Annotated in this window: 14 protein-coding genes; 5 read left to right on the forward strand and 9 right to left on the reverse strand. The window is 65.9% G+C overall.

The window, feature by feature from the left end; genetic code table 11:
• Position 1: 1 nt before the first annotated feature.
• The 9 genes from AB8808_RS20550 to AB8808_RS20590 form a co-directional block, all read right to left on the reverse strand.
• Complete coding sequence (locus tag AB8808_RS20550) at positions 2-718, reverse strand: glycosyltransferase (RefSeq protein ID WP_369925529.1); 717 nt, start codon at positions 716-718, stop codon at positions 2-4.
• 81 nt (positions 719-799) lie between these two features.
• Entirely contained in the window at positions 800-1,537 is a 738-nt protein-coding gene (locus AB8808_RS20555; protein WP_285403390.1) for a DUF3379 family protein, read from the reverse strand.
• The gene (locus tag AB8808_RS20560; RefSeq protein WP_036138792.1) at positions 1,534-2,067 is read right to left on the reverse strand and encodes a sigma-70 family RNA polymerase sigma factor; all 534 of its coding nucleotides are present in this window, start codon (positions 2,065-2,067) and stop codon (positions 1,534-1,536) included. The genes AB8808_RS20555 and AB8808_RS20560 overlap by 4 nt, the downstream gene beginning before the upstream one ends.
• A 24-nt stretch (positions 2,068-2,091) precedes the next feature.
• The gene (locus AB8808_RS20565) at positions 2,092-2,967 is read right to left on the reverse strand and encodes a ParB/RepB/Spo0J family partition protein (RefSeq protein WP_285403392.1); all 876 of its coding nucleotides are present in this window, start codon (positions 2,965-2,967) and stop codon (positions 2,092-2,094) included.
• Between the two features lie 9 nt (positions 2,968-2,976).
• On the reverse strand, positions 2,977-3,819 hold the full coding sequence (locus tag AB8808_RS20570; RefSeq protein WP_036138789.1) for a ParA family protein: 843 nt from the start codon (positions 3,817-3,819) through the stop codon (positions 2,977-2,979).
• Positions 3,820-3,999: 180 nt separating this feature from the next.
• On the reverse strand, positions 4,000-4,338 hold the full coding sequence (locus tag AB8808_RS20575) for a hypothetical protein (RefSeq protein WP_369925535.1): 339 nt from the start codon (positions 4,336-4,338) through the stop codon (positions 4,000-4,002).
• A 10-nt stretch (positions 4,339-4,348) separates the two neighbouring features.
• Entirely contained in the window at positions 4,349-4,864 is a 516-nt protein-coding gene (locus AB8808_RS20580; RefSeq protein WP_369925537.1) for a ParC-related protein, read from the reverse strand.
• A 55-nt stretch (positions 4,865-4,919) separates the two neighbouring features.
• Positions 4,920-5,561: a 16S rRNA (guanine(527)-N(7))-methyltransferase RsmG gene (gene rsmG, locus AB8808_RS20585; RefSeq protein WP_369925539.1), complete on the reverse strand. Its 642-nt coding sequence runs from the start codon at positions 5,559-5,561 to the stop codon at positions 4,920-4,922.
• An 82-nt stretch (positions 5,562-5,643) separates the two neighbouring features.
• Positions 5,644-6,078 (reverse strand): SPFH domain-containing protein, encoded by a 435-nt coding sequence (locus AB8808_RS20590; RefSeq protein ID WP_369925541.1) that lies wholly within the window; start codon positions 6,076-6,078, stop codon positions 5,644-5,646.
• Positions 6,079-6,446: 368 nt separating this feature from the next.
• Between AB8808_RS20590 and AB8808_RS20595 the strand changes: the two genes are divergently transcribed.
• The 5 genes from AB8808_RS20595 (at position 6,447) to AB8808_RS20615 (ending at position 13,109) form a co-directional block, all read left to right on the forward strand.
• Positions 6,447-6,716: a hypothetical protein gene (locus AB8808_RS20595; protein ID WP_369925543.1), complete on the forward strand. Its 270-nt coding sequence runs from the start codon at positions 6,447-6,449 to the stop codon at positions 6,714-6,716.
• Entirely contained in the window at positions 6,716-6,979 is a 264-nt protein-coding gene (locus tag AB8808_RS20600) for a hypothetical protein (protein WP_369925545.1), read from the forward strand. Before AB8808_RS20595 ends, AB8808_RS20600 begins: the two co-directional genes overlap by 1 nt.
• Positions 6,980-6,983: 4 nt before the next feature.
• Entirely contained in the window at positions 6,984-8,543 is a 1,560-nt protein-coding gene (locus AB8808_RS20605; RefSeq protein ID WP_369925547.1) for a PepSY-associated TM helix domain-containing protein, read from the forward strand.
• Between the two features lie 298 nt (positions 8,544-8,841).
• Entirely contained in the window at positions 8,842-9,831 is a 990-nt protein-coding gene (locus tag AB8808_RS20610; protein WP_506193280.1) for a LacI family DNA-binding transcriptional regulator, read from the forward strand.
• A gap of 242 nt (positions 9,832-10,073) precedes the next feature.
• Positions 10,074-13,109: a TonB-dependent receptor gene (locus tag AB8808_RS20615; protein ID WP_369925551.1), complete on the forward strand. Its 3,036-nt coding sequence runs from the start codon at positions 10,074-10,076 to the stop codon at positions 13,107-13,109.
• The last annotated feature ends 1 nt before the right edge of the window (position 13,110 follow it).

The raw sequence follows: 13,110 nt of genomic DNA on the forward strand, positions 1-13,110 counted from the left end.
CCTACACCTCTTGGGTGCGGGTGACTTTGGCGCGGCGCATGAGCCAGGCCACGCCGCGGAGGTCGGCCAGGCCGACCCAGAGGCGGTCCAGCATGCCGTACTTCGAGGTGCCGGCGGTGCGCGGGCGGTGGCCCACGGGCACGCTCTGGCTGGCGAAGCCGGCACGCTTGACCAGCGCCGGCAGGTAGCGGTGCATGTGGTCGAAGTAGGGCAGGCGCATGAAGGTCTCGCGTTCGAACAGCTTCAGGCCACAGCCGGTATCGGGCGTGCTGTCCTGGAGCATGCGCGAGCGCACCGCGTTGGCCACCTTCGACGAGATGCGCTTGTTGAAGCTGTCGCGGCGGGTGACGCGCCAGCCGGCGAACAGTTTGAGTTCCGGACCGGCGCCGGCGCGCGCGGCCAGCAGCTTGGGGATATCGGCCGGATCGTTCTGGCCGTCGCCGTCCAGCGTGGCGATCCACGGTGCGCGCGCGGCGCGGACACCATTCCATACCGCGGTGCTCTGACCGCTGCGGGTCAGGTGGCGGATGATCCGCAGCTCCGGGTACTGCGCACGCGCGGCGGTGAGCACGGCGACGCTGTCGTCGGTGCTGTCGTCGTCGACGTAGATGATCTCGAAGTCGACCCGGCCGCGCAGCGCCGAAGCGATCTCGGCGAGGAGGGGCGGGATGTTGTCGCGCTCGTTGAAGACGGGCACGACCACGGCGAGGTCGGTCATCGCGTTTCCGTGGGCTGGTGGATTCGGGCCGGCATTATCGCGCAACGGGCGCCGCATGGGGCCGCGAGGGCGGCCGTTCGTTCAGATCTGTCCGACAACCGGGGCGACCGGCCCCTCGATAGCCTGCTGCCAGCCGCGTGCCACGGCGTCCATGGTGCCGCGGCTGGCGCCCCGCGCCATCACCACCAGCGTGCCGCCGGCCAGGGCGATCTGGCGACCGTCCCAGCCGTCGCGATGGAACTCCTCCGAAGCATCCGTCTTCATGGCCGGCATATAGAGGGCGACGACGGGCTCATCGTTCATCCGGGTGACCAGGTGCACGGCCGGATACGGGCCCACCGTGCAGTCGTGCACGTAGGTGACGCCGGCGGGTGCCGGCCCCCTGAGCCGCGTGGCGCGCCCCACGAAGCCGGCTTCGACCTGGGCATCGGTGATCGGCCGGGTCATCGCCAGCGCATCCATCTCACCCGGCATGTGCGCGACCGCCAGGGCGGGCAACGAGTGGGCATCCGTATACCGCCAGAGCAGGCCCACGCCACCGAAGGCGATCAGCACGGAGGCGGCCATGGCCATCCAGGCACGGCGATGGCCCACCTGACGGCGCCGCTCCTGCGTGGCCTGGGCGAGCAGGATGCGGTCGGCCAGGCCGTCGGGCACGGAGATCGCGGACAACGCGGTTTCCATGTCGTCCTCGAAGCGCTGCGCGCGCTGCCAGAACGGCGCGCAGCCCTCCTGGCAGGCATCCCTGTGCGCCAGCAGGGCGGCATCGCGCGAGCGCGGCTCGGCGGTGATCCGGCGGCGGAACTCGAGGCAGTTCATGCGCGGCCTCCGTCGGCGGCGGCGCGTCCACCCAGCATCGCCTTGAGCCGCTGGCGCGCGCGGAACAGCTGGGTCATAACAGCACCAGGCTGCTGGTGGGTCGCCTCGGCGATTTCCTCGCAGCTCATGCCGCCCAGCACCTGCATGGCCAGGGGTTCACGGTATTTCTCGGGCAGTTTCAGCATGGCGTCGCGGACCTGGGCGGCATCGCCACTGCGTTCGGGGCTGGCGAAGGCGGCATCCTCGGCGACGCTGTCGTCGAGCTCCACCGTGTCGAAACGTTTGCGCTCGTAAAGCCGGGCATGCTCGCGGCGCAGGATGGTGATCAGCCACGGCTTGGCGGACTCGGCATCGCGCAAGGCGTCGAGGTTTTTCCACGCGCGCAGGAAGGTCTCCTGGACCAGATCCTGGGCGACGGTTTCGGAGCGCGACAGCCAGAAGGCGAACCGGTAAAGGTCGGCCGACAGGGCGCGCACCATGGCTTCGTACTGGCGCTGCTTCGGGTTCACGTCCTTATGGACCGGCGGCATGCGTACTTCCTTTCAGCAGTCCGCTCAGCGGACCTTGCTCAGGATGCCGTCCAGCTCGTCCAGGCTGTGGTAGTGGATCACCAGCTTGCCCTTGCCACCGCGCCCGTGGGCCAGTTCCACCCGCGTGGCGAAGCGCTCGGCCAGCTCACGCTCCAGGTTGGCGATGTTCGGATCAGCCGCGCCGCCCGCCTTGGCCTTGCCCTTGGGCGCCAGCTGGGCCCGGCGTGCGGCTTCCTCCAGCTCGCGCACGGTCCACCCGCGACGGGCGGCTTCCAGCGCCAGCGGTTCGGCGACGGTGGCCGGCAGGGTGAGCAAAGCACGGGCATGGCCCATTTCCAGCTTGCCCTCGTCCAGCAGCTGCTTGATCGATTCGGGAAGCTCGGTCAGACGCAGCAGGTTGGACACGGCGGCGCGCGAGCGGCCCACGGCATCGGCGGCCTGCTGGTGGGTGAGGTCGAATTCGTCGATCAGCCGCTGCAGCGCCTGGGCTTCCTCCAGCGGGGTCAGTTCCTGGCGCTGGATGTTCTCGATCAGCGCCATGGCCAGCACAGACTGCTCGGGCACGTCCTTGACCAGCGCGGGAATCTCGCTCATGGAGGCGCGCTGGGCCGCGCGCCAGCGCCGCTCACCCGCGATCAACTCATAGCTGTTCTTGCCGATGGCGCGGACGACCACCGGCTGGATCAGGCCCTGGGCCTTGATCGAGGCGGCCAGTTCGTCCAGGGCTTCATCGTTCCAGTGCCTGCGCGGCTGGTACTTGCCGGCCTGGATCTGCTGGATGGGCAGAAGGCGCAGCTCGCCTTCCTGCTCGATCACGGAGGGCGCGGCGTCCGGACCGCCACCGCCACCGAGCAGGGCATCCAGGCCACGGCCCAGACCACGTTTCTTAGCTGCTGCCATGGGTCGTCCTCAAGAAGTGGTCGTGGCGGCGTCGGGCGCCGCTTCGTCGCCCGGCTCCACGGCCGTGTCGCCACTCGCGGCAGCGGCGCGGGCCCGGTCGCGGCGGATGATCTCGCCGGCCAGGCCGATATACGCGATGGCGCCACGCGAGCCGCGATCGTACAGGTGGATCGGCTGGCCGTGGCTGGGCGCCTCGGCCAGGCGCACGTTGCGCGGGATGATCGAGCGCAGCACCTGGTCGCCGAAATGCTGGGTGAGCTGTGCCGAGACCTCGTTGCCGAGGTTGTTGCGCACGTCGTACATGGTGCGCAGCAGGCCTTCGACCTCCAGTTGGGGGTTGAGGCGCTGGCGTACCGCAGAGATGGTATCGAGCAGGCTCGACAGCCCTTCCAGCGCGAAATATTCGCACTGCACCGGGATCAGCACGCCATCGGCGGCCGTCAACGCGTTGAGCGTGAGGAGGTGCAGGGACGGCGGGCAGTCGATGATGATGCTGTCGTAGCGGTCGGCCACCTTGGCCAGCTGATCCTTCAGGCGGTGCTCGCGCGCCATGCCGTCCATCAGCTTCAGCTCGGCGGCGGTGAGGTCGCCATTGCCCGGCAACAGGTCGAACGCCGCCTCGGTACGGACCAGCACGTCGGCGATGGGCGCCTCGTCGAGCAACACTTCGCAGCCGTTGGGCTTGGTGTTGTACTTGTCCACGCCCGAAGCCATGGTCGCGTTGCCCTGCGGGTCCAGGTCGACGAGCAGCACCTTGCGCTTCGCGGCGGCCAGGGCCGCGGCGAGATTGACGGAAGTGGTGGTCTTGCCAACGCCGCCCTTCTGGTTGGCGACTGCGATAATGCGGGCCATGGGCTGTCGTTTGCTGCCGTGCGCGGAAAGGGCGTTAGCGTAGCATCGACGGGCGGTTCGCCCTAGGTGACGTCGTCCAGGGCCGGATCGGGTGCGGCAGTCCACGGGGACTGGCTGGCCTGCCATGGTGTCCCTGCCAGCGATACCCGATGCCACCGTTAGCCAGGACCCGTAGCTCGGCTACGGGATCTTCCTTGTGCCCGATCGGGCGTCAGCCCGGCCGGCAACGGTTTTTTGCCGGGGCTCTTTCATCTTCTTTGAAGGAAGCACTCGGTAGACCCTTACATCGGTTTTCGTCGTCCACTTAACTACCGCGATGTAGTCGGTCGGCAACAGTATCCATTCCATGGTGCCGGGCGTACGGCCGACAACGCCGGGATTTTTGTTGTCGTGCATCGTCAGCATACGTGCCTCGAGGGCAGCGACGTACGCGAGGGGATTGGGATGCTCGATAAGCACGGCATACCGTGCCGCGTCGACCAGATCGCCTCTGGCCAAGTCCTCATACAGAAGCGCCACGCTACGTTCCTTATTTGCGCCCGCGTGATCCCGCGGTCTTTCTCGAGGATGCTGGTTGGGCAGCATCACCTACCGCAGCTTTCCCGGCAGCCTCCTTCACGGCGGCCCACACGTCGTCGTGACTGTGCCAGGTAGCGGTGCCCAGCCGCTCTTTCTCCAGTGCTTCTTCGACCTGGGCGCGAAACCATGTGTCACGGTCCAGGGCGGCCGCTGCAAGCTTTGCCCGTTCGGTCACATCGGTGCGAGGCGCACGAAGCAATCCCTTCTCGTACTGCGAGATGTCGACGAAAAACGACGAAAGGCCCAGGCGCGAAAGCTCCTTCACGGCGGTATCGGTCGTGGCGAACATTTTTACCTGGCCCGCCCTATTCGCGAGGATGCGCTCGTGCATGCCCATGTTCGCCAGGACCGCGTATCCACCTTTTTGGCCCAGGATGGTTGCGGTCTTCACTGCGCCCATGGAGACGAGGTCGCGAAGGTTCTCGAGCTTGATCGTTTGAGCCATGCCGGTCACCAAGATATGCATATATGGTTACCAATTAATACTAATCCGGCTTGGGTTTAAAGTCCAAAGCAGCCTGTTAGCTGGCCGGTGCGACGCGCCTTATAACGACCAGGTGACGCTCACCCTCGACATCGGGCACGCTCAAGGCATGGATGGCCTCCACCGTGAATCCGGCCGGCACGCCGGCCAGTTCGTCCCCCGGGTGCTTGCCCTTCATCGCCAGCCATACGCCGCCGGGCGCCAGCAGGTGGCCGCCCCAGCCGAGCATGTCGGCCAGGCTGGCGAAGGCGCGTGCCGTGATGCATTCGAAGCTCCCTTCCACCTCCTCGACACGGCTCTGCAGGGCACGACCGTTGCCGAGCTTCAGCGAGCGGATCGCTTCGCGGAGGAAGCGGACCTTCTTGCCGTTGGAGTCCACCATCAGCACCTCGCGCGCCGGCTCGGCGATGGCCAGCGGAATGCCTGGCAGCCCCGGCCCGGTGCCCAGATCGGCCAGCGTGCGACCCTGGGCGAAGGGGACCACGGCCAGCGAGTCGAGCAGGTGACGCGTCACCATCTCGTCCGCGTCGCGCACGGCGGTGAGGTTATAGGCCGTGTTCCAGCGTTCGAGCAGTTCCCGATAGTCCAGCAGGCGGCCGACAGCGTCGTCGGGCAGCGCAATGCCCAGGGCGGCGATGCCGCGTTCGAGTCGGGATTGCAGGGCTTCGCGGGTGGTCATGCGGCACCGGGACATCGGGAAACCGCAAGTATGGAAGGCATGGCGCTTGGCCGCCAGCGTTCGCCGGTTACGTCCCGGAGGATCAGGCCGCGTCGAGCTCCACGCGGGTCACCAGCATGCCGCGCGAGCGCAGCGAACCGTTGACGGCGTGCTTGAGCTGGGTGCCGAAGGCCCGACGGTCGATCTGGTGCGCCGTGGAGGAATCACGCAGCGCGGCCACCACATTGCTGCGGATCAGCTCGGGGGCGTCGTCGATCACTTCGTCGGCGGCTTCCGGCTCCAGGACCTGCCAATAGACGGTGCCACCGTCGAAGCGCAGCACCTGCCCGCCAAGGTCGATCTTGTGCGCAACGCGATCGATCATCGGCAGCACCACATGCGTGCCGGCGGCAAGCAACGACGGCGCACGACCCAGGCGACGCACGCTGTAGACCTGGCCCTCGGGAATACGCCTGACCGACGCCGCTGCAAAAGCGAAGGCAATCAAGGTCGTTGCGATGAGGGTCGTGGTCAACATGATATTTACATCAATGGCTTATCGGCTTTTCCTGTCGCATCGCGTAAGCACATGGGCCAGGGCGATGATCGGTAGGGTGTTAATTCTAATTTAACGGGTCGGGTTAACGCTAGTTTCACCAAACACCCATGTTCAGTTAGCGGACGGTTTGGTCAAAACTTGAGCACTGGTCGAAACGTGACCAGGGGGTCGGCATTGGTGCACGGGCGAGATCGCCGCCGTCGACACCCCTTTGAGATGTTTCCTACGGGCCGGCGCCCGGCGGATTTACGCCCCATACGGCACGGCGCGGCAATCGCCGGTCGCGTTGACCGCCCACACTCAAATGATAATAATTATCAATCAGTAACTTGCCCGGTGTGCGCTTCATGAATGTCCTCGGTTGCCTGGCGGCGCTGCTCGCCATGGCCTTCGCCTATGTGTGCTCGCATAACCAGCGCCTGCTGGCCCGTCCCCTTGGCCGGGCCGCTCGCGTGGCCGCCTGGGCATTCGCCGCCCTGGCGCTCATGGCATGGATCGGCTCGGAAACCTCGCTACCGGGCATCTTCTCCGCCTTGACCGCGCTCATGCTCGGCGCGGTAGCGTGGCCTTACATCACCTGGATGATTCGCCCGGCCGCTCCCCGGAAGCCGCGCTGATGCTTGCCAGGACATTCGCCGGCATCCTGCTGGGCCTGACACTGTCGATGGCGCTCATCGCCCTTGTCATCTGGGTATGGCCCGGCTCCAGCGAAGCGGTGACGCTGCCCGTCATGATGGCTTTCTTCCCGCTATGGATCGGGATCATGGCCGCTACCTATCTGTTCCGCAGCGGCCGGCATGCCTGGGGCTGGCTGGCGATCGCCAACCTGGTCGCCTTTGGCGCGCTGTGGGCGGCCAAGCACATGTTGCCGGGGCTCTGAGACGATGAAAGCCAACACGCTCCGCACCTTTACCCTCGTGCACACCTGGACCGGCCTGCTGGCCGGCTTCGCGCTGTTCATCGCGTTCTACGCGGGCGCGCTGACCATGTTCCACGACGAGATCGACACCTGGGCCATGCCCCGCGCCGAGATGGCCCGCGCGGACACCATGGACCGGGCCCACCGCATGCTGGCCGACATCGTCGCGAAACACCCGGCCGCACGGGAGAGCATCGGCGTCACCTATCCGGCGGACCATCCGTCGCACGAGGTGGCCGCATACTGGATGGAGAAAGACGGCAGCTGGCGCGTGCAATCGCTGGACGACACCGCCGCGCGCGACGCCGAAGACCACGAACACGGTCTGGCCGACTTCATCTACGAGCTGCATTACGACCTCGGTATCCCGCAGATCGGTATCTACCTGATGGGTATCGTGAGCGTCATCTATGGCCTGGCCCTGCTCACGGGCCTGCTGATCCACCTGCCCAACCTGGTGCGCGAGCTGTTCGCGCTGCGCCCCGGGCACAACCTGAAACGGCTGTGGCAGGACGCGCACAACGTCATCGGTATCCTCAGCCTGCCGTTCCACATCATCTTCGCCATCACCGGGGCGCTGCTGTGCCTCACCCTGGTGATGCTGGTGGCCTTCAACACCGTGGCCTTCGACGGCAAGCTGATGGGCGCATTCGAGCGCATGACCAGCGCGCTGCCCGAGACCCGGGACGGCGGGGGCAGCGCCGTCATGCTGACCCCGGCGGAACTCGGCGCGCGCGCCCGCCAGGCCGCCCTGGCCGCCGGCGCGGCGGATTTCGAGCCCGACTACATGCGCTACGTGCATTACGGGCATACGGGGGCCGCCGCCGAGGTACGCGGCACCTCCACGAAGACCCTGGGCGAATACGGCATGGTGTCGCTCGACGCCGTGGACGGCCGGGTGCTGAAGGTCCAGGTCAGTGGCGCACGCGATGCCAATCACGCGACCTATGCCGCCATCTTCGGCCTGCACTTCGGCACGTTCGGCTCGCTGTCGCTGCGCTGGCTGTATTTCCTGCTCGGACTGGCCGGTGCCTTCCTGTTCTATTCGGGCAACCTGCTGTACATCGAGACCCGCCGCAAACGGCGCCAGGCCGACCAGCCGTTGAAGGTGCGCGCCATGGCGACGGCCACGGTCGGGGTGTGCATCGGCGCGTGCTTCGCGATTTCCTGCACTTTCCTCGGCAACCTGCTCGGGTCCGTGGCGGGCACCGAGGGCACGGACATCGTCCAGCCCGTGTGCTTCGGCACATTCGCGCTGGCCCTCATCTGGACCTTCTGGCGCCGTCCCGCCAGGGCGGCGGTCGAGCTGCTGGCGGCCACGGCGGCGGTCAGCATCGCGGTCGGCGCGCTGGACATGGTGCTGCACGGGGAGCGGCTGCTGCGGACGCTGGCGGAAGGTCGTTACACCGTACTTGGCGTGGATATCGTCGCCATCGCGATGGGTATCGGCTTTGCCTGGCTCGCCTTGGCGACCCGCCAGCGCGCGGTGAAGGGAGACCCTTGCAGCGTGTGGGCGTCGACGTAACGCACGTTACTGAGCACGACAGTTATTAACAAACGTCGTGTTTCCAAAGCCTATCGATGCTGCGTCGCAGCAATGTTTTGCGTACCAGTCAACCTATTGTCTTCACAGGTTTTTCGGCTTCTCTTCACATAGTGGTATTGCCACCGTCATGGGTTCCTGTCGCACCGCAGCAACCGCTTGATTTCGCAGGCTTTACAAGGTGCCATGAAAACGTTTACGTTCCGCGCCGTCAGCCCCTTGAGGGGCAGGGGTAGAGGGCAGGAACGACGTGAGTGTGACGATCAAAGACGTCGCGAGGATGGCCAACGTATCGGTGGCATCGGTCTCGCGCGCGCTCAACGGGCACAGTGGCGTTACGGCGGAAACGCAGAAGCGTATCCGCGACGTGGCCGCTCGCCTGCGTTATGTCCCGCACAGCGGTGCCCGCAGCCTGATCACCCGTCGCACGCAGACCATCGGGGCCCTGCTGCCCGACCTGCACGGCGCGTTCTGGTCCGAACTGATCCGTGGCATCGACCTCGCCGCGCGCGCCCGTGGCCTTTACCTGCTGGTGTCCAGCTCCCACGGCGACGCCACCGAGGCCGCGATCGCACTGCGCTCCATGCAGGGCCGCGTGGACGGCCTGCTGGTGATGTCGCCGCACGCGGACGAGGCGTTCCTGGAAGAAAACCTGCCCGTGGTAGTCCCCACCGTCCTCATCAACAGCCATGTCCGCTCCGAGCGGCAGGCCTCGCTGGACGTGGACGACTTCGGCGGCGCGAAGGCGATGGTCGAGCACCTGCTCGGCCTGGGCCGAAAGCGCATCGTGTTCATCGCCGGCCCGGAAGTGAACCACGACGTGCAGGAGCGCTGCCGTGGTTACCGCACCGCGCTGAGCGCCGCGGGCCTGGGCGACCGGGCTGCCATCCTGCCGGGCGACTTCACCGAGGAATCGGGCTACCGCGCCGGCAAGCAGGCGCTGGCCATGGTGCCGCGCCCGGATGCGATCTTCGCCGCCAACGACATGATGGCCATCGGCTGCCTGTCTGCCCTGGCCGAGGCCCGGGTGCGCACGCCCGAGGACATCGCCGTGGCCGGCTTCGACGATATTCCCATGGCGCGTTACGTCTCACCGCCGCTGACCACCGTGCGCATCCGCATCGCCGAGTTGGGCGAAGCGGCGCTGGCACGCCTCGCCGGCATGATCGAATCGCCCGACGACGCCACGCCAGAACCGCGTGTCGTCGGCACCGAACTGGTCGTCCGTGCCTCCTGCGGCGGTAACGACACGCTACGACGACGGGCCTGACCGGCCCATCGCTACACGGCTTGCCGGGCCGTGGCTGGATGTATCAGGACGGCGACACAGCAGGACTCACAGCACGGTCACCGGTCCGCCTTGCGGCACCGGCGCCTTACACGGGGGCAGAACGCTCTCAACGAAGAAAAGTGGCACGCCCACCGCGTCACGACATCAACGTCGACCACCGTGAAACGCGCCCGGCTGGGCCGGACAACACACACAAGAAGATTTGGGAGAGGGGAAAACAAATGAAAGCGTCGATGCATCTGAAGAAGAAGCTGCTGGTCAGCGTGATTGCCGCCGCCGTCGCCACCGCGATCGCGCCTGGCATGGTCATGGCGCAGAGCGCCAACGCCACGTTGCGCGGTAAAGCCACGCCGGGCGCCAACGTCACGGTGTTCAACCCGCAGACCGGCCTGACCCGCCACGCCACGGCCGGCCAGGACGGCTCGTATGTCATCAACGGTCTGCCGCCCGCCTCGTACAAGGTGGATGCCGGTCCGGGTACGGAACAGAACATCACCCTGACCGTGGCCTCCACGGCGACCGTCAATCTTGCCGCGCCCGCGCAGGGCGCGTCGGCGACCGCCGCCAACGCCACCAGCATGGAAGGCGTGTCGGTTTCGGCGACGACGGTGCAGGAAGTGAAGACGCCCGAAGTGGGCCAGACGATCTCGCTGCACCAGATCGCTACCATTCCGCAGGTCTCGCGTAACTTCCTCGAGTTCGCAGACACCGTGCCGGGCATGGTCTTCAACGTGGATGCCAAGGGCAACACGTCGCTGCGCGGCGGCGCGATGAACACCAGCTCGACCAACGTCTACATCGACGGCGTGAGCCAGAAGAGCTACGTGAAGGAAGGCGGTGTTTCTGGCCAGAACGGCAGCCAGGGCAACCCGTTCCCGCAGCTGGCCATCGGCGAATACAAGGTCATCACCAACAACTACAAGGCCGAATACGACCAGGTCTCGTCCGCGGCGATCACCGCCGAGACGAAATCGGGTACGAACGAGTTCCACGGTGAGGTGTTCGGCACCTACACGAACGACGCGTTCCGTAACCGCACGCCGATCGAGAAGACCAACGGCAAGGTCGATTCGGAATCCAAGGAATACGGTTTCGCGCTCGGCGGTCCGATCATCAAGGACAAGATGCATTTCTTCATCGCCTACGAGCAGAAGAAATTCAATACGCCGATCTCCGTCACGCCCAATGCCGTCGGCGTCGCCAACATCGAGAACGACCTGCCGGCGAACGTCCAGTCCCAGCTTGGCTCCTCGAACCTCACGTTCGACGAGAAGCTGTACTTCGGCAAGATCGACTGGGAACTGACCGACCGCGACCGTATCGAGGTGAGCACGCAGGTGCGCCGCGAGACGCAGCTCGGCGGCACCGGTACCGGCACAGCCGCGTCCGCCGGTACGCAAGGCGAGAACCACGACACGCGTGGCACCTTCAAGTGGGCCCACAGCGGTGACAGCTGGTACAACGAGCTGATCCTCGCTTACGAGAACGCCTACGTCGCCGCCAACCCGCTGCAGATCGGCAACGGCTACACGTATTCGTATCCGCAGGACATCGCGAACAACCAGAACCCGACGATCATCACGACCGGCGCCGCCGACCCCCGTGCGACCCAGAACAAGAGCCAGGAAGGTCCGAGCATCTCGGATACCTTCACGTTCAACAATCTGGAGTGGCAGGGCGATCACGTCGTCAAGTTGGGCTACAAGTTCAAGTCGGTCGAACTGAAGGCGTCGGACGTGGCCGCGCAGAACCCGCAGTTCTTCTACGACGTGCGCCCGGGCCAGGGCACCTCGGCGGAGCCGTGGCAGGTGTTCTACGCGTCCGCACTGCCGGGCCAGGATGGCGTGGCGAAGACCACGGCTCGCCAGTACGGCGTGTTTGCCCAGGACGACTGGTCCGTCAACGACAAGCTCACGCTGAACCTCGGTGTGCGCTGGGACTACGAGGCCAACCCCTCCTACACCAACTTCGTCACGTCGCAGCGCGTGCTCGATGCGATCAATGCGCAGAACCCGTATGCGGGCGCCGCGCCGGGTGAGACCTATGGCGACGCACTCGCCGCGGGCGGCGTGAACATCGGCGACTACACCAGCAATGGTCACAATCGGAAGAACTTCCGCGGCGCCTGGCAGCCGCGCCTCGGCTTCTCCTACGACCTGTTCGGCGACGAAGCCCACGTGTTCCACGGTGGCGCCGGCCGCGCGTACGACCGTAACCTCTTCGACTACCTGCAGACGGAAGTGACCAAGCAGGCCTTGCCGCAGACCACGCTGCGCTTCAACGTGCCGGGCCATCCGTGCGATACGACCTCGTCGACCTGCGTCCCCTTCAACCCGGCCTTCCTGGGTGGTCAGGGCGTACTGCAGAATTATCTGGTCGGTGGCAACTCCGGCCAGGAAGTCGACATGCTCAACAACAAGCTGAAGGCGCCTTACAGCGACCAGTTCAGCCTGGGCATGTCGAACACGATCGGCGACTGGCAGACCGATGCCACGGTGACGCGCGTGCTCAGCCGCGACGGTTTCGCATTCACCCTCGGCAACCGCCTGCCGAACGGCAGCTACTTCGCCACGCCGGGCGGCGCCAGCGCGGGTGACCAGCCCATCCCGAACGTGGGTGGCCTGATCCTCGGTGACAACGGTATCGCCACGCGTACCACCCAGGTCCTGCTGTCGGCCCAGAAGCCGTACACGAAGGAGTCCGGCTGGAGCACCAGCTTCGCCTACACCTTCTCGCACGCCAAGCAGAACCGCGATATCAACGAGCATTACTCGTTCGATTATCCGACGCTCAACGACTATCCGTTCATCACGTCCAACGCCGTGTCGAAGCATCGCTTCGTGGCCACGGGCGCCCTGGACCTGCCGTGGGGCATCAGTGGGTCGATCAAGCTGACGCTGGCCACACCGCTGCCGAAGAACGATGTTGCCTGCTACGGCGCCACGTTCGCCGATGGATCGACCTGCGTACCGGTTTCGGCGACGCCGAGCGGTTCGAAGTTCCTCGTCGGCGGCAACATCTGGGGCTACCGCGACGTCGACCTGCAGCTCACCAAGGACTTCATCCTCGGCGAAAACACGAAGATCTATGCGCGCTTCGACATCCTGAACCTGTTCAACTGGCAGAACTTCGCCGACTACAACACGAACTGGGGTTCGAACGGCGAGCTCAACAGCCAGCCGGTGGCCTACAACAAGAAGGGCAACATCGTCTTCGTGCCACGTACCGCCCGCTTCACCGTCGGCCTGAAGTTCTGAT

It is taken from the genome of Xanthomonas sp. NCPPB 2632, from assembly GCF_041228075.2.
Classification (GTDB): domain Bacteria; phylum Pseudomonadota; class Gammaproteobacteria; order Xanthomonadales; family Rhodanobacteraceae; genus Luteibacter.

What these genes read in the sequence shown, in the direction of transcription:
- AB8808_RS20590 (WP_369925541.1), bottom strand. Translation starts at nt 6,078, where the DNA reads ATGTTGACCACGACCCTCATCGCAACGACCTTGATTGCCTTCGCTTTT.
- AB8808_RS20550 (WP_369925529.1), bottom strand. Translation starts at nt 718, where the DNA reads ATGACCGACCTCGCCGTGGTCGTGCCCGTCTTCAACGAGCGCGACAAC.
- rsmG (WP_369925539.1), bottom strand. Translation starts at nt 5,561, where the DNA reads ATGACCACCCGCGAAGCCCTGCAATCCCGACTCGAACGCGGCATCGCC.
- AB8808_RS20580 (WP_369925537.1), bottom strand. Translation starts at nt 4,864, where the DNA reads ATGCATATCTTGGTGACCGGCATGGCTCAAACGATCAAGCTCGAGAAC.
- AB8808_RS20610 (WP_506193280.1), top strand. Translation starts at nt 8,842, where the DNA reads ATGGCCAACGTATCGGTGGCATCGGTCTCGCGCGCGCTCAACGGGCAC.
- AB8808_RS20600 (WP_369925545.1), top strand. Translation starts at nt 6,716, where the DNA reads ATGCTTGCCAGGACATTCGCCGGCATCCTGCTGGGCCTGACACTGTCG.
- AB8808_RS20570 (WP_036138789.1), bottom strand. Translation starts at nt 3,819, where the DNA reads ATGGCCCGCATTATCGCAGTCGCCAACCAGAAGGGCGGCGTTGGCAAG.
- AB8808_RS20615 (WP_369925551.1), top strand. Translation starts at nt 10,074, where the DNA reads ATGAAAGCGTCGATGCATCTGAAGAAGAAGCTGCTGGTCAGCGTGATT.
- AB8808_RS20555 (WP_285403390.1), bottom strand. Translation starts at nt 1,537, where the DNA reads ATGAACTGCCTCGAGTTCCGCCGCCGGATCACCGCCGAGCCGCGCTCG.
- AB8808_RS20605 (WP_369925547.1), top strand. Translation starts at nt 6,984, where the DNA reads ATGAAAGCCAACACGCTCCGCACCTTTACCCTCGTGCACACCTGGACC.
- AB8808_RS20565 (WP_285403392.1), bottom strand. Translation starts at nt 2,967, where the DNA reads ATGGCAGCAGCTAAGAAACGTGGTCTGGGCCGTGGCCTGGATGCCCTG.
- AB8808_RS20560 (WP_036138792.1), bottom strand. Translation starts at nt 2,067, where the DNA reads ATGCCGCCGGTCCATAAGGACGTGAACCCGAAGCAGCGCCAGTACGAA.
- AB8808_RS20595 (WP_369925543.1), top strand. Translation starts at nt 6,447, where the DNA reads ATGAATGTCCTCGGTTGCCTGGCGGCGCTGCTCGCCATGGCCTTCGCC.